The organism is Amycolatopsis sp. TNS106 (assembly GCF_019330265.1).
In the GTDB taxonomy this organism is placed as follows: Bacteria; Actinomycetota; Actinomycetes; order Mycobacteriales; family Pseudonocardiaceae; genus Amycolatopsis; species Amycolatopsis lurida.
On sequence record NZ_CP024972.1, the window covers coordinates 5,394,058 to 5,413,029 of the forward strand.

The following is an 18,972-nucleotide window of genomic DNA, read 5'->3' on the forward strand; positions in this document are numbered from 1 at the left end:
CCTTCGATGATCCTAGTACTCGGTTCCACCGGCAAAATCGGCCGCGAGCTCGTTCCCGCGCTGCTGGACAGGGGCGCTCGCGTGCGTGCCCTGACGCGCGACCCCGCCCGCGCCCGCGTCGATCCGCGTGCCGAGGTCGCCGCCGGCGATCTCGACGCCTTCGATCCCGCGCTGCTCGACGGCGTCGACCGCGTGTTCGTCCTGACCTCCGGACACGGCTCGGACCCGCTCGCCCAAGAGCGGGCCGTGCTCGATGCCGCCTCCGGCGTCTCGCACGTCGTCAAACTCTCCACCACCGGAGTCCACTTCGGACAGACGGACCCCATCTCCCTCGTGCACGCCGAGGCGGAACAGGCCGTGCGCGAAGCCGGGCCGGACTGGACGATCCTGCGTCCCGGCACGTTCATGGACAACCGGTTCGCCTGGTTGCACGCCGTGCGCGGCGGCGGGGTCGTCCGCGTCCCCGAGGGTGATCCGGCGTCCGCACTGGTGCACGTCCGCGACATCGCCGAAGTCGCGGCGACCGTGCTGACCACCGACGGCCACGCCGGCCAGACGTATCCGATCACCGGCGGCGAAGCGCTCACGACGCGGCGGCAGGTCGAGATCCTCGGTGACGCGCTCGGCCGACCGCTGACGTACGTCGAAGAGCCCGAAGCCGCTTCGCGAGCCCGGATGCTCGGGTACGGCTGGCCCGCTTCGGCGGTCGACGGGATCTTCGAGCTCAAACGGCAGTCGGCCGGGAACGAGGAGATCGTCTTCGGCACCGTCCGCGAACTGCTCGGGCGGGCGCCGCTCACGTTCGCCGACTGGGCGCGGGAGCACGCCGCCGCCTTCGCCTGACCTGCGGAAAGAGAGCAAGGGACCTTTGCTACCGCCTGGGTGCCGGCAGTCCGTGAAGGCCTCCTTGAGGGACCCAGAGTCCCTCAAGGAGGCCTTCACGGACTTGAGACCCGAACTTGCGCCGAAAGGGTTAATGACTTGGGGCGAGCCACCGCGATACGCGACACTCATCAGGCGTTTAATTTTTGCCGGTCCGCTGTCCGGACCACGCGTTGTCCGCCGAGCGGCCCTCTCGCTAACGTGCCGCGTCGGGGAGACAGGGGGAACCGTATGAACGAACGCCTTCGCGTGCTCGTGGTCGACGATCATCCGCTGTTCCGGTTCGGGGTCTGCACACTGCTCGCCAACGAACCGTTGGTCGACGTGGTCGGCGAGGCCGCGAGCGGCGCGCACGCGATCAGCGCGGCGAGCTCGCTCGGTCCCGACGTCGTGGTCATGGACCTGCATTTGCCCGATATCAGCGGCGCCGAAGCGACCCGGCACATCGTCACCGAGCGGCCGGACGTCGGCGTGCTCATGCTGACGATGGCCGACGAAAGTGAATCCGTTTTCTCGGCGATGCGTGCCGGAGCCCGCGGCTATCTGCTGAAAGACGCGGAGCCCGACGAAATCATCCGTGCCGTTCACGCCGTCGCGAGGCGCGAAGCGATCTTCGGCCCCGATATCGCGACGCGCGTGCTCGGCTTCTTCAACCACTCTCAGCCGAGCGCGGACACGGTGTTCCCGGAACTCACCGTCCGCGAACGAGAGGTCCTCTCGCTCATCGCGGGGGGCCACAGCAACACCGCCATCGCCAGCACTCTCTGTCTCAGCCCGAAAACCGTGCGGAACCACATTTCGAACGTCTTCAGCAAGCTTCACGTCGCGGACCGCGCCGAAGCGATCGTGCGCGCCCGCGAAGCAGGATTGGGCCGCTGAAAAAGCGACCCCGATAAGGGCGGCTTTTCGGGCAATTCGGGACCGGAGTCCCATGCGCCCGGGACACCTCACCCGGCAGGGTGAGTAGGGCGAGGGGTGGGACCCTCGCACCGTTCGAGGGGAATGGGAATCACATGTTCGAACCGAACAGGACACCGGTGGTCGTCCGCGCCACCGATCCGATTTTGCACAACGGCGTCTGCATGACGCTCCGCTCCCGTGACGATGTCTGGCTGGTGGACGGGGAGGCCGCCGACCCGACGATGGTGGCCCTCCTGGTCACCGACCGCCTCGACGAGGCCATGACGCAGCTGCTGTCCGCACTGCACCACCAAGGATTCACCCGCATCGTGCTCGTCGCGGGTGAAGTCGACGATAACGAGATCCTCAGCGCCATCGAACACGGCGTCTGCGCGGTCGCCCGCCGTTCCGAGGCGGGCGCCGACGTCCTGGTCCGGCTGATCAAGGCGGCCGCGGCCGGGGAAGGCGCGCTGCCGCCCGACCTGCTCGGCAGGCTGCTGCACCGGGTCTCGCGGCTGCAACGCCAGGTGCTGCAGCCGCGCGGCCTGCACTTCGGTGGCATGAGCAGCCGGGAGACCGAGGTGCTCAAGCTGGTCGCGTCGGGTTTCTCGACGCAGGAGATCGCCGACCAGCTCTGCTATTCGCAGCGCACGGTGAAGAGCATCCTGCACGACGTGACCAACCGGTTCCAGCTCCGGAACCGCTCGCACGCGGTGGCTTACGCACTGCGTGAGGGATTGATCTGACCCCGTGATCAGCCAGGTCGACGAGGCGCTGTGCCTGCTCATCGCGCCCCATCTGCCGGAGGGGACGGTGGTCCGGCTGGATCCGCCGAAACCCAGCTGGCAGACCGAGACGCGGGTGTCGAGCGTCGACCTGTTCCTCTTCGCCCTGCACGGCGCCGGCCCGGAAACCGGCGCCGTGCGGGCGCAGCGGTGTGAACTGTCCTATTTGGTCACCGCGCAGGCGGACAAGGTGCGGGACGAGCACACCCTGCTCGACCGCTCGCTGCGGATCCTGCTCCGGACGGAGTTCCTGGTGGTCGGCGACCAGCAGGCGCGGATGGCACTCGGGCGAACCGATCCGACCGGGCTGTGGGCGGGTCTCGGCCTGCCCGCGCGTGCGGCGTTCGTCGTCACGGTCACGGCGGAGTACCGAGACTGAGCACCGAGCACCGCCGCAGGACCACCCCGCCGATGGACGACAGCTGCCCGCCGAAGAACTCGCACCATTCGGCGGCCGTCTCGGGCGGGCCGCGTTCACCGGCCCGTCTGGACCACTCCGCGCGGACTTCGAGGCGGTAGCCGAGGATGCCGGTCAGGGTCAGCCCGTTCCGGCTGGCGCCGACCCCGCACATGCCCCGGTAGAGCCGGGCGTCCGGCGGCCGGAATTCGGCGCTCTGCTGGACGAACCGGTGTCCCGCCGTCCCGGTCACGGTCGCGACCGGCGTGTCGATCCCGCTGACGAACAGGCCCTTCGACAGCAGATCCAAGGCTTCCGCCTCCATCCGCTCCACCACGCCGGGCGGACGGCGGCACGCGTACAGCGCGCCGTCGAAGGACAAGCCCACGGTGACCGCCACCTTGCCGATCTCCAGGGTCGCCGCGGCCACCGGACTCACCGGCGGGTGGTAGCGGAACGCCGTCGCACGCACCCTCCGACGGTAGGTCGGCGCGCTTCCCCGGCATTGCCCGATCGGGAGATCCTTGGGGAGGTCTTAACGCGGGACCCGCTCGGCAGGCCAGCGCACCTCGGCCACGTCGCCCGGCCGGGGCACCTTCAGGAAGAGGCTGAACACCGCGGGCTGCTTGCTCGACAGCTCCAGCCGTCCACCGTCGGCCTCGATGAGCGCTCGGGCGAGCGCGAGCCCGACACCGGTCGAACCGCCGCCGGAGAAGCCGCGTTCGAAGATATGCGGCGCGAGCTCGTCGGGCACACCCATTCCGGTGTCGGCGACCTCGATGACGACGGTGCCTTCCGTGTCGCCGCGCCGAGCGGCGAGCGTGACCGTTCCCGCGCCGTGGCGCAGCGCGTTGTCGAGCAGGACGCCGACGACCTCGCGCAACCGGCCCGGCGTCGCCCTGGCCCTGAGGCCGTCGGTGACGCGGATCCGCAGATGCCTTCCCTCGGCACGAAGCAGCTGCCGCCACTCTTCGGAGACTTCGGGAAGCACTTCCTGGAGGTTCACCGGTTCCGCGCCGACCTCGCGTGCCGCCCGTGCGGCGGCCAGCAACTCGTCGAGGGCCTCGGCGAGCCGGTCGGCCTGCTCCTGAGCGGCCTTCGCCTCGTCGACGACGTCCTGGTCGGCGTGGATGGTGAGCGGTTCGAGCCGCAGCTGCAACGCGGTCAGCCTGCTCCGCAGCTGGTGGGAGACGTCGCCGACGAGCTGGCGTTCCCGCTGGACGAGCTGCGCGAGCGCCGAACCGGACGCGTCGAGTGCCTCGGCGACCATGTCGAGTTCGCCGACGCCATAGCGCTTGGGATCCGGCCGGAAATCGCCGCCACCGAGTTTGACCGCACGATCCGCGACGTGTCTCAGCGGTTTCGCGAGCCTTCGCGCGGTCACCGTCGCGACCACCGTGCCGGTGCCCACCGACAGCACGACCAGCAGCACCACCAGCAGGGTGACCTGGGTCTGGCGAGTGCGCATCGGCCCGGCGGGCACGGCCAGCTCGACCTCGCCGTGCAACGCGATCGGTGCCCGCTCGGACACCACGTCGGGGCCGGGATCGGTGCCGTAGCGCTTCTCCATCTGCCCCTGGGTGCGGACGGTCAGCAACCCGCCCTGCGGGACACCCACGCGGAGCAGATCGAGATTGATCGGCTGGCCGACGGCGATCTCGTTGTCGAGTGTCGCCGCGATCCCGCGGGCCGAGGAGGCCAGATTCTCCCGGTTGAGGTTCTCGACCAGTTGCCACGCGGTGATCCCCAGCGGGATGCCCAGCACCGCCGCGGTGACCGCGACGGCGAGCAGGATCGCCAGGAGGATGCGCCGGCGCATGCTATTCCGCGTTGAAGCGGAAGCCGACGCCGCGGACCGTGGCGATCCGCCGTTCGCCGTCGCCGTTCCCGCCGGGTTTGCCCGCCCTGCCCGCGGCTTCGTCGGCCGCGATCGCGAGCTTCCGCCTGAGCCACGACATGTGCATGTCGAGGGTCTTCGAGGTCTTCGATTCGAGGTCGTTCCACACCTCGGCGAGGATCTCGTCGCGGCTGACCACCTGGCCCGCGCGGCTCATCAGCACCCGGAGCAGCTCGAATTCCTTGTTCGCCAGCTGCACCTCGTGCAGGTCCACGGTGACCATCCGGGCACCGAGGTCCATCCGCACTCCCCCGGCTTCGAGCACGTCCGGCGCCCGGCGGCGGAGCAACGCGCGGATGCGGGCCAGCAGTTCGGCCAGCCGGAACGGCTTGGCGACGTAGTCGTCGGCGCCGGCGTCGAGCCCGACCACGAAATCGACCTCGTCGGTGCGCGCGGTGAGCATCAGCACGGGCACCTCGGTGCCGCTGGCGCGCAGGCGGCGGCACACTTCGAGGCCGTCCATCCCGGGCAGGCCGAGATCGAGGACCAGCAGGTCCACCCGATCGCTCTCGGTCGCGTCGAGGGCGGCGGGCCCGTCGCCGACGACCCGCACGTCGTACCCCTCCCGCTGGAGTGCGCGGGAAAGCGGATCGGCGATGGCCGGGTCGTCCTCGGCGAGTAGCACCATGCTCACCTGGCCAACTCTACGACTGCCGGGCGTGAAACCATCGTCACCGTGCCTGGCTACGAGAATGATCTGGAACTCGCCACCCGGCTGGCCGACGCCGCCGACGCCATCACCACCGCCCGGTTCCGCGCGCTCGACCTGGCCGTGGAACGCAAACCCGACCGGACGCCGGTCACCGACGCGGACACCGCCGTCGAAGACGCCATCCGCGCGATCCTCGCCGCGGACCGGCCGGACGACGCGGTACTCGGCGAGGAACGCGGCGGCACCGCGGCGACCGGCCGCGCCTGGGTGCTCGACCCGATCGACGGGACCAAGAACTTCCTGCGCGGTGTCCCGGTCTGGGCCACGCTGATCGCGCTGGTCGAAGACGGCACGCCCGTGGTGGGGATGATCAGCGCGCCGCTGCTCGGCCGCCGCTGGTGGGCCGCGGCCGGCGACGGTGCCTGGATGAGCGACTCCGCCGGCGAGCGGCGCATCTCGGTGTCGAAGGTCGCGTCGCTCGAAGACGCGTATCTGTCCACAACGGACCTGAACTCGTGGGTGGAGTACCACTCCCGCGAGAAGTACCTCGACCTCGTGAACGCCTGTTGGGAAAGCCGCGCTTTCGGCGATTTCTGGCACCACTGCCTGGTCGCCGAGGGCGCGCTCGACGTCACCGCGGAATGCATCGTGAACCCGTGGGACGTCGCCGCGGCCCAGGTGCTGATCACCGAAGCCGGCGGCCGCTTCAGCGACCTGAACGGCGAGGCTCGCTACGACAACGGCTCGGCGCTTTCGACGAACGGTCTGCTGCACGACGAGGTCTTGGCGATCCTGAAGCGCTGAACGCGCGGAGTCACCGCACCCGGCATGTCGCGAAAGCCACTTTCGGGACATCAGACGTCGCGAAAGTGGCTTTCGCGACGTGCCTCCGGCTGCCGAGACGGGGTCACTGCGCGCCGGGCAGAAGACCGACCGCGCCGCGCGCGACCTGCGACCAGGCGAGACGTCCGAAGAGGTAGTGGCAGGCGACCTGTTCGCTGGTGAACCGGGCCCAGTCGTACCGGTTGCCCTGCTCCCGCCAGAAGACCTCCCAGGCGGGCTCGGCACCTTCCTCCTCGGTGCGCATGAGGCACCACGCGTTGTCCGTCTCCGCGCCGACCGACACCACTTCGGGCGGCACACCCAATGCGGCCAGCCACCGCAGGATCGTCCCCGTGTTCACCGAACCTCCCCCGTGACGTCCGCCAGGAAGCCCAGCGTGACGAGTTCATCGGCGCCCAGCACCGTGCGGAAGGACACCCCGCCGCCGGGCTGGCCGAACCATCCGGCGGTCACCGAGCGCCAGACCGGCAGCGCCCGCACGACGCGGTAACGCCGGTACGAGGTGACCTGATCGGGCGGCAGCGAACGCATCGAAAACAAGGTCGCGTCCTCGGCGAACACCCGGCCGTGCTGATCTCCGAAGCGGTCGAGAGGGGTGCCTGCTTCGAGCATCACCGGCCTCTCCGGGCCGGCGTCGTCCGGCCACAGGTAGCCCGTCCCGGTCAGGAAACGCGCTTTCCAGTCCTCTTGGGACATTCCGCCCCACGGATCGTGGCCCCTGGTCAACTCCGCCGGGGGCGCGACGCCCGGAGCCGTCGGCGAGCGCCGGAAACCGCTGCTGACGTGGGACAACGCGTCCAGGTCGTCGAGCACGTCCGCTTCGGGATGGTCCTGCGGGCCGGAACCGCCCTCGGGGAGCGGCAGCTGGCGCGCGGGTTTCCCCATCGCGACCGGCAGATGCCCGATGGGGAACATGTGCACCAGGAACAGCGCGATCACGCTCTCCCGCTCGGTCCGCAAGGCCCCCATGGGTGGCGGAGCGACCGGCTGGGGCGGGAACGGCACTCGCAGCGGCGCCACCGCGGGCGGCCACGGCGAGGGCGCGTACGGAGCGCGCGTCCCGTGCGGCGGGGTCGGGGCGTCGTATTCGGCAGGCAGCCGGATCGGGCCCGTTCCGGCCTCGCTCGGATCGGTCACCGCACCTCCCCCAAGGAATCGGACCCCACCGGTGAACGGGGGAGGCAGCGGACAGGACGCGTTACGACCTTAGCGCCGACCGACGGTCTCGTCGGCGGATACCCGAAAGCGCGGCAAGGCGGGGAAGAACCTTCGGCGACGGCTCTTCCCACCAGCGGCCCCAACGGTTTCCGGCGGCGGCCTCCACGAACCTCATCCGGCGAGCGCGTTGACCACGCGGGACGGGCTCGGCCTGCCCAGTTTCCCGGCCATCCACTTGCTCGTCGCCACCAGCGCGTCGAGGTCGACACCGGTTTCGACGCCGAGGCCGTCGAGCATCCACACCAGATCTTCGGTGGCGAGGTTCCCGGTGGCCGATTCGGCGTACGGGCAGCCACCGAGACCGCCGGCCGAGGAGTCCACAGTGGACACACCGCAGCGGAGGGCGGCCAGGGTGTTCGCGAGCGCCTGGCCGTAGGTGTCGTGGAAATGGACGGCCAGGGAGCCGACGTCGGCGAACTGCCCGATCAGCGCCTCGACCTGGCCCGCGGTCGCGACGCCGATGGTGTCCCCGAGTGAGAGCTGCGAGCAGCCGAGGTCGAGGAGCCGTCTGCCCACTCCGGCGACCTGCTCGGCCGGGACTGCGCCCTCCCACGGGTCGCCGAAGCACATCGACACGTACCCGCGGACGTCGAGACCTTCGGCCCGCGCCCTGGTGACGACCGGCTCGAACATCGCGAACTGATCGTCCACCGTCGAGTTGAGGTTCTTCTTGGCGAAGGTTTCGGTGGCGCTGGCGAAGATCGCGATATGCGAGACCCCGGCCTCCAGCGCCCTGTCCAGCCCGCGTTCGTTCGGGACGAGCACCGGGTACCGGACGCCTTCACGCTTTTCGAGCCCGGCCAGGAGTTGCTCGGCGTCGGCCAGCTGCGGCACCCATTTCGGGCTCACGAAACTGGTCGCTTCGAGCGTGGTCAGCCCGGCGCCGGCGAGCTTGTCCAGGAACTCCAGTTTGACCTCGACCGGGACGATCGACTTCTCGTTCTGGAGACCGTCACGCGGACCGACCTCCCAGATCGTCACCCGCTCCGGCAACGCGGCGGCCGACGGGACGCGGTCGGGCAGCCCCAGCTCTCGCGTGCCCATCAACGGCGCCGGTTTCCGCGCGGCGGGTGTCCCTGCGGCGGAAGCGGTTCGGTCTGCTGCGGCGCAGCGGCACCCGGCGCGAAGTCGTCGTACGGGTTGTCGTTGACTTCGCGATAGATGACCGTGTGCACGCGCTCGACCTTGGGGATGTCGTCGAACTTCAGCGGTTCGTCCGAAGCGGACTCGATCACCAGCGTGCCGCAGCCGAACACGCGGTCCAGCAGCCCGTGCTCGAACTGGACGCTGTTGATCCGCGACAGCGGGATGTCGATCCCGGTCCGCTTGAGCACACCCTCGCGGGCGATCAGCCGGTCGGTGGTCACGATGAAATGCGTCGTGCGCCAGCGGACGAACGGCGCCAGGAAGAGCCACACGACGAGACCGAGCCCGACGGCGGCGATCGCGATCTCGGAGATCAGGTCCCACGGGGCCGTCGCGTCCTTCGCGACGACGGCCAGCCAAATCCCCACGCCGAGCGTGACGATCAGCGCGAGGAACGGGAAGATCAGCATCTTGAAATGCGGGTGACTGTGCACCACGACGTGCTCGTTTTCGCTGAGCAAATCGTCCGGATAGGCCACGACGGACGCTCCCAAAGTGTGTTCGGCGCTGGTGAGCTCACCGTACCGGCGAACGGTCCCGGCGGAAGAGGAGACGCCGGAAAACGAGACGCACGGATCAGGCCTTGGCGGGCCGCACGTGGACGACGTCTCCGGCGAACACCGTGTACCGCTCACCACCGGGAACGTCGACCTGGAGCTGGCCGGCGGGATCGATGTCGGCGGCGCGTCCGGTCAGCGCCGAACCGTCGGGCAGCTGGACCTCGACGTCCTGGCCCAGGGTGGCGCAGTACCGCCGGTAGTCCCCGAGCAGTCCGGCCTCGGCCAGCGACCCGCCGGCGAGCCGCCAGCGGCGTTCGAGCTCGTCGAAACCGGTGAGCAGCCGCGAGGCGATCTCGGCGCGATCGGTCTCCGTCGCGCCCTGCTCGGCCAGCGAGGTCGCGGGCAGGCCGCCGGGCCCGGCCGGGACGTTCTCGCCGAGCGGCAGCACGTTCAGGCCGATGCCGAGGATCACGGTGGTGTCGTCACCGGCGACGGCCTCCGCCAGGATGCCCGCGCATTTGGCGCGTTCGGGCCCGGCGAGGACGTCGTTCGGCCACTTCAGGACGGCGTCGACGCCGAGGCCCGCGGCGACCTCCCGGACCGCGAGGCCCGCGACCACGGAAAGTGAACCCAAATTGGCGAACGGAACGCCGCCGGGACGCAGCAGGACACTGACGTAGAGGCCCGATCCCTTCGGCGAGGCCCACTGCCGCGCGCGGCGGCCGACACCGGCCGTCTGCTCTTCGGCGATCAGCACGGTGCGGTCTTCGGCGCCCTTCGCGGCGGCTTCCCGCAGGTCGGCGTTGGTGGACCCGGTACTCGCCACGACCTGGATCGCGGCGTACCGGCCGGACAGCGTGGCACCCAGACGCCCTGCGTCGAGCGCTCCCGTCTCACTCATTCGTCCAGAATATGAGAGTCCCCCTAACGTGCAAGGCGTTCGCTCGTTACGCAGAGGTGGTCTCCAATAACCTGGACGGCGTGACTGAGCCCGACCCGGCCCCGAGCGCGCCCGAAGCCAGCCCGAAGAAGTCGTGGGCGCACGGCGTGGCGATGCGCGGCCTGGTCGCCCTCCCCCTGGTCGCGGGGCTCGCGACGGCGGGCTGGCTGCTCGCGGGTGGCAACGATCCCGCACCCGCGGACGGGCGGCAGCCGATTCCCGTTCCGGCCGCCAAGCAGGATCCCGCCACCGTCGGCGGCGGCGCTGGCCCGTCGGTGCTCGAAGTCAGCGCACCGGTGAAGGCGCAGGAGACGCCGAAGGGCGCCCGGCCGCTCGAAGAGTGGGCGAACAAGCTCGCCGGGGCGCTCGACATCCCGGCGAAGTCGCTCATGGGGTACGCGAACGGCGAGCTGGCACTGCGCGGCGAGCAGCCGAACTGCCACCTGTCCTGGGTCACCCTCGCCGGAATCGGCGCGGCGAGCTCGAACCACGGGCGTGGCGGCGACAACCCCCTCGGTCTGTCGGCGCAGCAGTGGAAGAAGCACGGCGCGTCGATCCCCGGTATCGCGAAACCCGCGCTCACCGATCCGGACTCCGCCTCGGTCGCCGCCGGCCGTGCCCTGTGCGCTTCCGGAGCCGACCTCGGCGGCGGCAACGGCTGGTGGAAGGCCATCGCCGGCTACCAGGGAGGCAAGGGCAACGACGCCGAACTGTTCCGCCAGCGTGTCCTGGGCAACGCCCAGCTGTACGCGACCCTGTCCCTCGACCCGGCACGGTCCGCCAGCCCGGCCGTGAAGGCGACCCGGTTCGCCCTCGGTCAGCTGGGCCTCCCGTACGTATGGGGCGGCAACGGTCCCGAGGCGGGCGCGGCGGGCTTCGACTGCTCCGGGCTGACCAAGAAGTCCTACGACGAAGCCGGGATCTCGCTCCCGCGGACCGCCGACAGCCAGTTCCGGGCGCTGCCGCAGGTGCCCGGTGAGCCGAAGCTCGGGGACCTCGTGTTCTACGGGAACCCGGCGACGCGGATCCACCACGTCGGGCTGTATCTCGGGAACGGGCTGATGATCAACGCGCCCACCGAGGGCCAGGCCGTCCAGATCCACACGTATCACTCGAAGGGCGACGACTACACCGGCGCCGGACGGCCCGCGGCCTGAACCGGCCAGAACACCCGTTGCCCCGGCACCGGCGGATACCGTGGCGCCCATGCGTTCGATCGAGTTCCGCAGGATCTCCACGAGACCGGCCGAGCGGGAAACGTCGCTTCAGTTCCTGATCGACGGTGTCTCTTTCCTGGAGCTGGTACGCGAAGCCGAACTTCCCGGCGCGCTCGCGGAACAACAGGAGCGCATCGAGGAATGCCCGTCGGAGCCCGCCCCTTTGCTCGCCGGGGATTACGCTCCCTCGACGCGCCTTTCCGCCGGACATCTACTCGGCGGGGCGCCGGATCGCGTTCCGCACGGCGTCGAAGATGACGAGCACCTCTTGCTGGGGTGCACGTGCGGCATCGACGACTGCTGGGCGTTGGTGGCGAAGATCGCGCTCGGCGAGGACATGGTGACCTGGTCGGGTCTGCGTAACACGTACCGGGACTGGGATTACCGAAGCATCGGTGACCTGACGTTCTCGCGGCAGGACTACGAGAGGTCGCTTCGCGCCGCTTTCGGCGCCGGATAGCGTTCGTGGGGCCAGCGCAGCCGATGGACGGCGGGCATCGGCATGTCCCGGGAGAACGGCCAGCCGATCCCCGGCCGCACGCCGGCCAGCAGGCGGGACACGAAGGTCCCATGAGTGCCCACCAGCACGACCCCACCGTCATACTCCTCCGCGAGCCGAGCGATGGCGGCCATCGCGCGTGCCGTCAGCTGCCGCAGGCTCTCGGCGCCGGGCCGCGCGAAATCCGGATCCGCCCAGCTGCGCTCGTAGTGCCCGGCATAGTCCGGTGTCGGCTCCAAGCCGGAGTCCCATTCGCGTAGCTCCCAGCGGGTCGTGACTTCGAGCCCGGCCTTCCTGGCCGCGGGCTCGACCGTCGCGACCGCTCGCCGGTACGGACTCGACACGACCGCTGTCGGCTTCATCGCGGCAAGCTCGTGCGCGAGCAGTTCCGCGGCCGCCACACCCGCCGCGGTCAGTGGCCGCTCCGGGTCGTCGGGCCTTCCCGGCGAAGGCGGAACGGACTCGGCGTGCCGGACCAGGACGACGTCGCAGCTCACGCGCGTTCGGCCAGCCATTCGAGCGCGGCCTCCCCGTGACGGAGGACCGAGACGTGCCCGTCCTCGGGAAAGACGCGCAACGTGGCCGTGGCGCACTGCCGGGTCAGCCATTCGCCGTGCGCGACCGGCACGATCCGGTCCGCGCCACCGTGCAGATGCAGGACAGGAGTCCGCACGTCGGACGGCTGGAACCCCCACGGCGCGACGTAGGCGAGATCGTCGTCGATCAGCGCGCCGGGCCCGCCCTCGACCGCGGGACCGACCACGTCGAGCACCCAGTTCCAGTCACCCGCCAGGGCCGCGTGATCCGCCGGGGTGAACATCTCGGCGTCGTGCTCGGCGGTCGCCTCGTACCGCTCCTTTTCCTCCCGGCCCGCCACGGCGGCCGTCAAGGAGGCGGCTCCCGCCGCGCCCATCCCCGCGAACCAGTCCAGCCCCTTGGCGTCGTACGGAGCCAGACTCGCGACGCAGACCATCGCCGTCACCCGTTTCGGTGACAGGGCGGCGCAGGCGAACGCGTGCGGTCCACCGCCGGAATGCCCGAAGACCGCGAACCGCTCGATCCCCAGTGCGTCGGCGATCCTCTCGACGTCCGACGCCGCCGACGCGACATCCCGGCCGGGCCGCGGCGAGGAACCACCGTAACCGGGCCGGTCGTAGGAGACCCACCGCAGCCCGAGCCGCTCGGCGGCGGCGAACAGCGGGACCGGCGGGGCGCCGATGTTCGGAGTGCCGTGGTGCCAGAAGACCACCGGACCGGCCCCGCCCGTGTCGTACGTGTGCAGTGTGGTCCCGTCCCCCAGCTCCACGTCGGACTCGTTCACCATGGCCCGAGCGTAGGGCACCCTGGAACCATGTCCCGCTATCACGAGATCAAGCACCGCGTGGCCACCACCTTTCAACGCCACGTCGGCAACCCGATCCTCGTCCGTCTTCCCGCCCAGCCGATCCTGGAGACCACCGGCCGCAAGTCCGGAGAGCCCCGGCGGACGCCGATCGGTGGCCGCCGGGTGGGCCGCTCCTTCTGGATCGTCTCGGAGTTCGGCGAGAAATCGCAGTACGTCCGCAACATCCAGGCCGATCCGCGGGTCCGGGTCCGGCTCAAGGGCCGGTGGCACACCGGTACGGCGCGCCTGCTCCCCGAAGACGACCCCCGCGCCCGGCTGAAGACCCTGCCCACGGTCAACAGCGCGGCCGTGCGGGCGATCGGCACGGACCTCCTCACCATCCGGGTCGATCTCGACGACTGAACGTTTGCCTTGACGCCAAGGGCAAGGTTTACGCTCGGCTCCATGCGGATCGGCGAACTCGCCGCGCGCACCGGAACCACCACCCGCGCGCTGCGTTTCTATGAGTCACAGGGGCTTCTCGACGCACGGCGCGCGTCGAACGGCTACCGGGAGTACGACGAGGACGACTATCGCCTGGTGAACGAGATCCTGACGCTGCAAGCGGTCGGTCTCAGCCTCGAAGACACCAGGCCGTTCGTCGAGTGCCTGCGCGCCGGGCACGAGACCGGTGACTCGTGCGCCGATTCGATCGAGGTCTACCAACGCAAACTCGCCGAGGTGGACGCCTGTCTGGCCCGGCTCAACGACGTACGGGAAAGCCTGCTGACCAAGCTGGCGGGCGCGCTGAAAACGCCACCGGGACCGTGCGTCGTCGCGCCGTGAAACGAGGAGGCCTGAATGTCCCTGTCCGTCGTCACCGACGAAACCTTCCAAGAGTTCGTCCTGGATCAGGACACGCCTGTCCTGGTGGACTTCTGGGCGCAATGGTGCCCGCCCTGCCACATGATCGCGCCGGTGCTCGAGGAGATCGCCGAGGAACGCGCCGGTTCGCTGCTCATCCGCAAGCTCAACTCGGACGAAAACCCGCTCACGGCACGGAATTATCAGGTCATGTCGCTACCGACGCTGATCCTTTTCCGGGGCGGCAGTCCAGTGTGGACGACCGTCGGAGCCCGGCCGAAGGCCAAGCTGCTGGCCGATCTGGACGCCGCCCTGCAACCCGCCCTCTCGTGAGCGGCAAGGCCGGCGAACCGGGCGTAATTGTGTTGCGCGAGGGGCCGTCCGTTCGCATCCTTCTCCCATGACTTCGACCCTCGCCTTCCTGACCCCGTCCTCCGTCGTCCGACGGGTGCGGGTGCAGCAGCAGGCCGGGTCCTGGCGGAGGACGACACCAGTCCGGCCGTGAGCGCCGCGCTCGTCGCGGGCCTGCTCGCCGGGTATGGCATCGCCATCCCGGTGGGCGCGGTCGCGACCTATCTGGTGGTGTTGACGGCGAGATCGGGGCTCAAGATCGGCGCGTACGCCGCGCTCGGCGTCGCCACGGCCGACGGGTTGTACGCGCTGGTCGCGGTTCTCGGCGGCGGCAGGCTCATCCCCGTCATCGAGCCGATCGCCGTACCACTGCGCTGGACATCGGTCGTGGTGCTGCTCGCGCTGGCCGTCCACATCGGACTCACCGGGATCCGGAACTTCCGCGACTCCGCGAAAGCCGAGGTCACGCAGCCGGTCACGATCGGGCCAGTGAAGGCCTACGCGAGCCTGCTCGGGATCACGCTGTTGAACCCGACGACGGTGGTCTACTTCGCGGCGCTCGTACTCGGCAGCGAGGACATGGCCGCGGCGAGCGGAGCGGAACACGTGGTCTTCGTGGCCGCGGCGTTCGCGGCTTCGGCCAGCTGGCAATTGTTCCTCGCGGGTGGCGGCGCCGTACTCGGCAAAGCGTTGACCGGCCGCCGGGGACGGCTGGTGACGGCGCTGGCGTCGAGCGCGCTCATCACCGTGCTCGGTCTGCGGTTGCTCTGGTGAAGAATCCGGCGGGAATCGAGGACCGTGGTTGTCCGCATCGGTTGCGAGGCTGTGCCCATGACCGAAACCCAGGAACGCACCGCCGCCCTCCACTCCTACCTCGCTTACAACGACGCTCCCAAGGCCCTCCGCTGGCTCGAACGCGCCTTCGGCTTCGAGACCACCACGGAGTACCCCGACGACAAAGGCCTGATCCTGCACTCCGAACTGCGGCTCGGCGAAGTCCGGATCATCGTGTTCAGCGCGGAGGAGGACTACGACCGCCCGGCACGCAAGGGCGAAACCGTCGGCCACGGCCTCTACGTGAGCCTTCCGTCGCAGGAAGCCGTGGACGCCGTATTCGCCTCCGCCCTCGAAGCCGGCGCGACGACGGTCTGGGAACCGGTGAACACCGAATGGGGCAACTACCGCTGCCGCGTCGACGACCTCGAAGGCTACGAATGGACTTTCGGCACGTACGTACCCGGCGAACCGCAAAGCTAGAGCAACCGCGCGAACCACTCGCGGGTGCGGCGGAGCAGATCCAACTGGTGTTCCCGTTCGGAGATCCTGTGCCCTTCTCCGGGATACACGACGAGGTCGTGGTCGACGCCGAAGTGCCGTAGCGCGCGATGGAAGAATTCCGCCTGGGACAACGGGACGTTGGTGTCGTCCGCACCGTGCACGATCAGCACGGGGGTCTCGATCTTCGACGCGAAGGAGATCGGGCTGAGCTGATCGTGCCGGTGCGGGCCTGCCCCTTCCCAGCCGGTACTTCCGCCGAGGCCGGCTTCCAAGGGGCCGAATTCACCGGTCGCGGCGAGCATTCCCCAGTCGCAGATCCCGGCCCCCATCAGCGCCGTCTTGAACCGGTGGGTCTGCCCGACGGCCCAGGCCGTCAGGTATCCGCCGTGACTCCAGCCCGCGATCCCGAGCCGCTCCGGATCGGCCACTCCTTCCGCGATGAGGAGATCGATCCCGGTCTCGAGATCGCTCCATTCCTCCAGCCCTACCCGTCCCGCGACGGAGGCGGCGAATTCGTGCCCATGACCTTGTCCCCCACGGGGATTCGGCAGGAAGACGGCGTGTCCCGCCGCGGCCAGCCACCGCGCCGACGGGTACCAGCCCAGCATGAAGCCGTCCGCGTACCGGTCGTACGGTCCGCCATGCGGCATGACGAGCAGCGAGAACGGCCCGTCCTCCCGGGTCTTTCCCGGCGGGAGGACGAGCAGTCCGTCCAGCGTCAGACCATCCGAAGCTTTGTAGGACAAGCGTTCTTGCGGCCCCCAGGGAATATCGGCCAACTCCGGCGCCGTATCGCTCACCCGTTCCAGCCGGCCGCCGACGGGTCCACAGTGGACATCTTTCGGACGATGGGCGGTACTCAGCACGACGGCCACGGTCTCGCCGTTCGAAGAGATCGCGTCCGCGTGCCCGCGCCACAACGACACTTCGCCTTCGCCGAGCCGATGCAGGGCCGTGTCGAGACCGTCGGCCACGAGCACCAGCGGCGCACCGGAATCGACCTGCGCGAGCCTGATCGGACAGGCCGATGCCGGTGTCAGGTTGCGATGTTCCCCTGTTTCCACCGGCACGTCGAAGACCGCCCAACCGCCGGTTATTTCGGGTGTCGCGAGATACGTGACGTGCCAGCCGTCGCCGCCCCGCCACCAGACCGGGCTGCAGGCTTCGACCGGGGCCCGGCCGAGAGCACGCCGCTCACCGGTTTCCAGGTCCAGCAAGGAAAGCCGGGGTTCGAGGCCACCGGGGTCGAGCTCGGGCGTCGGCCAGGTGACGACGGCGAGCGCCCCGTCGTCCGGGCGGCGGGCGACGTCGACCACGTGGTCCCCGATCAGCGTCGTGATCTCACCGGTGCGCGGGTCGAAGCTCCGCAACCGCGCCGGGCGGAGGCTTTCACTCCAGACCCAGACGGCCGGAGGGGCCGTCTCGTCTTCGGCGATGAACACGACGCGCTCTCGCATCGGGAGGAACGCGGTGATCTCGCTCCGCCAGGGGAACAGCGGCCCGTCCTCCGTGTGGATCAGCCCGTTCCGGAGGAAGTAGAGGGAATCCGGCGACCACCGCGGCGAGGACCCTTCGGCCAGCTTCCGCGGCTCTTCCTCTCCGTCCACGGCCGCCAGCCAGATTTCCGGGACACCCCGTGCGATGGTCGCGACCTGGTAGGCGATCCACCGTCCATCCGGGGAAAGCGCGGGGTTCGAGGGGACACGGCTGTCTACGATCAGCTCAGCGGTCAGCATGTGTTCATCCTGCCGACAATGTCTTCCCCAGTGCGTCGAGCCAGTCACCCGTGCCCTGCTCCCGCCAGCTCGGTTCCTCGTGGCCGTCGAGGAAGGTGCCCTGCTCGGTCACCGTCAGCCGGGTGCCGCCTTCCGCCGCTTCGAGCAGGATCGTCGTGATCGACACGGTCGCCAGGACGTCGTCCGCGGAAAGCGTCCCCGCGTAGACGATCCGCTCGTTTTCCGCGATGTCCTCGTAGCGGGCTTCGAAGACCAGCCGCTTGCCGTCGGCGGGGCCGCTGACGACCTCACGGCCGCCGACCCGGAAGTCCAGGGAGTGCCCGCCACCGGGCGCGGTGATCCACCCGGCTTTCGCGGCCGGATCCGACCAAGCGGCGAAAACGCGTTCCGGCGCCACGGGGTAGACGCGCTCGAGGGTGAAAGTGGCGTGTTTGACGGTCATGACCGTTTCCCTTCGTCGGTGTCCAGATGGCCGCCAAGGCGATCGAGCCGGTGTTCCCAGCCGGTGCGCTGCCCGCCGAGCCAGTCCTCGGCCATCCGCAGCCCGTCCGGTTCGAGGTGGCAGGTGCGGACGCGTCCCGCCTTCTCCGACCGGACGAGCCCGCTGGCCTCCAGCACCTGGAGGTGCTGCATCACGGCGGGTAGCGACATCGACAACGGCTGCGCGAGCTCCCCCACCGAGGCGGGTCCCCGGGTGAGACGCTCGATCATTTCGCGGCGCGTTCCGTCGGAAAGCGCCTTGAACACCTGGTCCATGCGTTGGTTAGGCACACGCTTAACTATCCGCTCACGCCGAATGATAGTCAAGTGGATGCTTAACTTTCCGCGGTCATACCTTCGACGAGCAGCCACTGCGACGCGAGGTACGAAGTCAGCACGAAGGTTTCGAGATTGGCCCGCGCCCGCTCGCTGGTGACGAAGTCGCGCCGGATCAGGATCGCCAGATCCGACGCGGAGAACAGCAGCGCGCCGGCGGCGATCCAGGTGCGGCGGTCACCCGACGGGATCACCATCCCGCCCGAGACCTTGGCCTTCGGCGCCAGCGCCGGGTCGGCCGCAAGGGTCGACGTCGTACTCAGCAGCCCCCCGTAGACCGAAAGCACCGAAGAGACCGGAGAGGGCTTCGGCAACGCCATCGCGACCGCGGCCGCCGCCCACGCCGCCAGCCTGGGCGGCGCGGTCGCCGCGCGCGGGCGGGCACCGCGACGCCACAACAGCGCGGAGTACAGCACCTGCATGAGACCGAACGATGTCGCGCCCTTGATCAGCTGGCCGTCCTCGTCGGAGCGGCCCATGAAGTGGTCGCCCGCGCCCGCCGCGATCAACGCGGCGACGAGCAGGCCCTTCTCCCCCGGCGCGAGCCCCCGCGAACGCGCGACCCTGGCGGCGAGCACCGGGACCGCGGCCGGTTTGGTCGCGAGTTGCAACTTCCGATTGCCTGTCCTCGCGGAGTACACCGTGCCGATCGCGGCGCCGGCGAACAGCACCCGTTCGGCGAGCTTGAGGGCCTTCACTGACCACCTCCGGAACTTATTTCTGGGTA

General features: G+C 69.7%; 26 protein-coding genes. 12 read left to right on the forward strand and 14 right to left on the reverse strand.

Going from position 1 to position 18,972, the window contains the following annotated elements; translation table 11 throughout:
- The first annotated feature begins 6 nt into the window (after positions 1-6).
- The 4 genes from CVV72_RS24175 to CVV72_RS24190 all read left to right on the forward strand — a co-directional run bounded on the left by CVV72_RS24175 (position 7) and on the right by CVV72_RS24190 (position 2,946).
- Positions 7-843 carry an NAD(P)H-binding protein gene (locus CVV72_RS24175; protein WP_219145934.1) on the forward strand — a complete coding sequence of 279 codons (837 nt, stop codon included), beginning with the start codon at positions 7-9 and terminating at the stop codon, positions 841-843.
- A gap of 270 nt (positions 844-1,113) precedes the next feature.
- A complete protein-coding gene (locus tag CVV72_RS24180) occupies positions 1,114-1,761 on the forward strand; it encodes a response regulator transcription factor (protein ID WP_219145935.1) in 648 nt (215 codons plus the stop codon).
- 134 nt (positions 1,762-1,895) lie between these two features.
- Positions 1,896-2,528, forward strand: a complete 633-nt coding sequence (locus CVV72_RS24185; RefSeq protein ID WP_219145936.1) for a response regulator transcription factor — start codon at positions 1,896-1,898, stop codon at positions 2,526-2,528.
- Positions 2,529-2,532: 4 nt separating this feature from the next.
- Positions 2,533-2,946 (forward strand): hypothetical protein, encoded by a 414-nt coding sequence (locus CVV72_RS24190; protein ID WP_219145937.1) that lies wholly within the window; start codon positions 2,533-2,535, stop codon positions 2,944-2,946.
- On the opposite strand, the gene CVV72_RS24195 is transcribed toward CVV72_RS24190, so the two are convergent.
- The 3 genes from CVV72_RS24195 to CVV72_RS24205 all read right to left on the reverse strand — a co-directional run bounded on the left by CVV72_RS24195 (position 2,924) and on the right by CVV72_RS24205 (position 5,489).
- On the reverse strand, positions 2,924-3,436 hold the full coding sequence (locus CVV72_RS24195; protein ID WP_255632241.1) for a hypothetical protein: 513 nt from the start codon (positions 3,434-3,436) through the stop codon (positions 2,924-2,926). The genes CVV72_RS24190 and CVV72_RS24195 overlap by 23 nt on opposite strands.
- A gap of 63 nt (positions 3,437-3,499) precedes the next feature.
- Entirely contained in the window at positions 3,500-4,783 is a 1,284-nt protein-coding gene (locus CVV72_RS24200; protein ID WP_219145938.1) for an ATP-binding protein, read from the reverse strand.
- A 1-nt stretch (position 4,784) separates the two neighbouring features.
- Positions 4,785-5,489 (reverse strand): response regulator transcription factor, encoded by a 705-nt coding sequence (locus CVV72_RS24205; protein ID WP_034304815.1) that lies wholly within the window; start codon positions 5,487-5,489, stop codon positions 4,785-4,787.
- A gap of 39 nt (positions 5,490-5,528) precedes the next feature.
- Here CVV72_RS24205 and hisN point away from each other — a divergent pair, with 39 nt between their 5' ends.
- Entirely contained in the window at positions 5,529-6,317 is a 789-nt protein-coding gene (hisN, locus tag CVV72_RS24210) for a histidinol-phosphatase (RefSeq protein WP_370641972.1), read from the forward strand.
- Positions 6,318-6,420: 103 nt separating this feature from the next.
- On the opposite strand, the gene CVV72_RS24215 is transcribed toward hisN, so the two are convergent.
- The 5 genes from CVV72_RS24215 to CVV72_RS24235 all read right to left on the reverse strand — a co-directional run bounded on the left by CVV72_RS24215 (position 6,421) and on the right by CVV72_RS24235 (position 10,121).
- Positions 6,421-6,696 (reverse strand): hypothetical protein, encoded by a 276-nt coding sequence (locus tag CVV72_RS24215; protein WP_037316053.1) that lies wholly within the window; start codon positions 6,694-6,696, stop codon positions 6,421-6,423.
- The gene (locus CVV72_RS24220) at positions 6,693-7,493 is read right to left on the reverse strand and encodes a TNT domain-containing protein (RefSeq protein WP_219145940.1); all 801 of its coding nucleotides are present in this window, start codon (positions 7,491-7,493) and stop codon (positions 6,693-6,695) included. The genes CVV72_RS24215 and CVV72_RS24220 overlap by 4 nt, the downstream gene beginning before the upstream one ends.
- Before the next feature lie 192 nt (positions 7,494-7,685).
- Positions 7,686-8,618, reverse strand: coding sequence for a hydroxymethylglutaryl-CoA lyase (locus tag CVV72_RS24225; RefSeq protein WP_219145941.1), 933 nt, complete (start codon positions 8,616-8,618; stop codon positions 7,686-7,688).
- Positions 8,618-9,199, reverse strand: a complete 582-nt coding sequence (locus tag CVV72_RS24230; RefSeq protein WP_219145942.1) for a PH domain-containing protein — start codon at positions 9,197-9,199, stop codon at positions 8,618-8,620. Before CVV72_RS24230 ends, CVV72_RS24225 begins: the two co-directional genes overlap by 1 nt.
- A gap of 97 nt (positions 9,200-9,296) precedes the next feature.
- Positions 9,297-10,121 (reverse strand): biotin--[acetyl-CoA-carboxylase] ligase, encoded by an 825-nt coding sequence (locus CVV72_RS24235; RefSeq protein WP_219145943.1) that lies wholly within the window; start codon positions 10,119-10,121, stop codon positions 9,297-9,299.
- An 80-nt stretch (positions 10,122-10,201) separates the two neighbouring features.
- Between CVV72_RS24235 and CVV72_RS24240 the strand changes: the two genes are divergently transcribed.
- Positions 10,202-11,317, forward strand: coding sequence for a C40 family peptidase (locus tag CVV72_RS24240; RefSeq protein WP_219145944.1), 1,116 nt, complete (start codon positions 10,202-10,204; stop codon positions 11,315-11,317).
- Between the two features lie 49 nt (positions 11,318-11,366).
- Positions 11,367-11,837: a hypothetical protein gene (locus CVV72_RS24245; RefSeq protein WP_219145945.1), complete on the forward strand. Its 471-nt coding sequence runs from the start codon at positions 11,367-11,369 to the stop codon at positions 11,835-11,837.
- Here CVV72_RS24245 and CVV72_RS24250 read toward each other — a convergent pair.
- Positions 11,798-12,391, reverse strand: coding sequence for a histidine phosphatase family protein (locus CVV72_RS24250; protein WP_255632242.1), 594 nt, complete (start codon positions 12,389-12,391; stop codon positions 11,798-11,800). The genes CVV72_RS24245 and CVV72_RS24250 overlap by 40 nt on opposite strands.
- Positions 12,370-13,200, reverse strand: a complete 831-nt coding sequence (locus tag CVV72_RS24255) for an alpha/beta fold hydrolase (RefSeq protein ID WP_219145946.1) — start codon at positions 13,198-13,200, stop codon at positions 12,370-12,372. Before CVV72_RS24255 ends, CVV72_RS24250 begins: the two co-directional genes overlap by 22 nt.
- Before the next feature lie 27 nt (positions 13,201-13,227).
- On the opposite strand from CVV72_RS24255, the gene CVV72_RS24260 reads away from it, so the two are divergent.
- From CVV72_RS24260 to CVV72_RS24280, 5 genes are all read left to right on the forward strand, one after another.
- Entirely contained in the window at positions 13,228-13,623 is a 396-nt protein-coding gene (locus CVV72_RS24260; RefSeq protein ID WP_219145947.1) for a nitroreductase/quinone reductase family protein, read from the forward strand.
- Between the two features lie 42 nt (positions 13,624-13,665).
- Positions 13,666-14,046, forward strand: a complete 381-nt coding sequence (locus tag CVV72_RS24265; protein WP_219145948.1) for a MerR family transcriptional regulator — start codon at positions 13,666-13,668, stop codon at positions 14,044-14,046.
- A gap of 15 nt (positions 14,047-14,061) precedes the next feature.
- Complete coding sequence (gene trxA / locus CVV72_RS24270; RefSeq protein WP_219145949.1) at positions 14,062-14,397, forward strand: thioredoxin; 336 nt, start codon at positions 14,062-14,064, stop codon at positions 14,395-14,397.
- 168 nt (positions 14,398-14,565) lie between these two features.
- Positions 14,566-15,189 (forward strand): LysE family transporter, encoded by a 624-nt coding sequence (locus tag CVV72_RS24275; RefSeq protein WP_219145950.1) that lies wholly within the window; start codon positions 14,566-14,568, stop codon positions 15,187-15,189.
- Between the two features lie 57 nt (positions 15,190-15,246).
- Positions 15,247-15,672: a VOC family protein gene (locus CVV72_RS24280; protein ID WP_219145951.1), complete on the forward strand. Its 426-nt coding sequence runs from the start codon at positions 15,247-15,249 to the stop codon at positions 15,670-15,672.
- On the opposite strand, the gene CVV72_RS24285 is transcribed toward CVV72_RS24280, so the two are convergent.
- The 4 genes from CVV72_RS24285 to CVV72_RS24300 are packed head-to-tail and all read right to left on the reverse strand — an operon-like array spanning position 15,669 to position 18,943.
- On the reverse strand, positions 15,669-17,429 hold the full coding sequence (locus CVV72_RS24285; protein WP_219145952.1) for a S9 family peptidase: 1,761 nt from the start codon (positions 17,427-17,429) through the stop codon (positions 15,669-15,671). The two genes, CVV72_RS24280 and CVV72_RS24285, sit on opposite strands and share 4 nt — an antisense overlap.
- Positions 17,430-17,433: 4 nt before the next feature.
- Complete coding sequence (locus CVV72_RS24290) at positions 17,434-17,871, reverse strand: SRPBCC family protein (protein WP_219145953.1); 438 nt, start codon at positions 17,869-17,871, stop codon at positions 17,434-17,436.
- Positions 17,868-18,185, reverse strand: a complete 318-nt coding sequence (locus CVV72_RS24295) for a helix-turn-helix transcriptional regulator (protein ID WP_219154090.1) — start codon at positions 18,183-18,185, stop codon at positions 17,868-17,870. The genes CVV72_RS24290 and CVV72_RS24295 overlap by 4 nt, the downstream gene beginning before the upstream one ends.
- Before the next feature lie 59 nt (positions 18,186-18,244).
- Positions 18,245-18,943, reverse strand: a complete 699-nt coding sequence (locus CVV72_RS24300) for a lysoplasmalogenase family protein (protein WP_219145954.1) — start codon at positions 18,941-18,943, stop codon at positions 18,245-18,247.
- Positions 18,944-18,972 lie beyond the last annotated feature (29 nt).